The organism is Pseudomonas sp. GM79 (assembly GCF_000282495.1).
Taxonomy (GTDB): Bacteria; Pseudomonadota; Gammaproteobacteria; order Pseudomonadales; family Pseudomonadaceae; genus Aquipseudomonas.
The window spans coordinates 1-676 of record NZ_AKJE01000067.1; the positions used below are offsets into that span (position 1 = coordinate 1).

Consider the following 676-nt stretch of genomic DNA (forward strand, 5'->3'; position numbering starts at 1 on the left):
CGTGATACGGGTGATAGATGTGGTAGTAGGCACCCTTGGCGCGCAGGGCCGCTTCGAATTCGGCGGGGGGCATTGCGGTGTCAGTCATTGCTGTTCTCCGGGTACAACCGGTGGATTCTTTGGTGTCTGGTCTGACGCCTTCGCGGGCAAGCCCGCTCCCACAGGATTACGCGAACTACTGTGGGAGCGTGGCTTGCCCGCGATGGTGCCATCCGCTACAACACAATACTCATGCCGTCATACGCCACTTCAACCTCGCGACGGGCCAGCTCCGCACGCTCTGGCGAATCCTCATCGAGAATCGGGTTGGTGTTGTTGATGTGGATAAGCACTTTGCGTTGCTTGGGCAGCTGTTCCAGCACTTCGAGCATGCCGCCAGGGCCGTTCTGCGCCAGGTGGCCCATTTCCCGGCCAGTGCGCGTGCCGACGCCACGGCGCTGCATTTCGTCGTCGTCCCACATCGTGCCATCCACCAACAGGCAATCGCTGCTGGCCATGATCTTCAGCAGCGCTGCGTCGACCTTGCCCAGGCCCGGTGCATAGAACAGTTTACCGCCGGTGCTCAGGTCTTCGACGATCAGGCCGATGTTGTCGCCCGGATGCGGGTCGAAGCGGTGCGGCGAGTAAGGTGGCGCGGCGCTACGCAAGGGCAGCGGGGTGAAGCGCAGGTTCGGGC

At 62.6% G+C, this 676-nt stretch carries 1 protein-coding gene and 1 pseudogene; both read right to left on the bottom strand.

From position 1 onward, the window contains the following. Positions 1 to 88, bottom strand: a pseudogene (locus PMI36_RS31495) (pyrroloquinoline-quinone synthase PqqC); the annotation flags it as partial. Between the two features lie 127 nt (positions 89 to 215). After that, positions 216 to 676, bottom strand: a 461-nt coding sequence (locus PMI36_RS11140; RefSeq protein ID WP_008073125.1) for an MBL fold metallo-hydrolase, incomplete at its 5' end; no start/stop codon positions are given.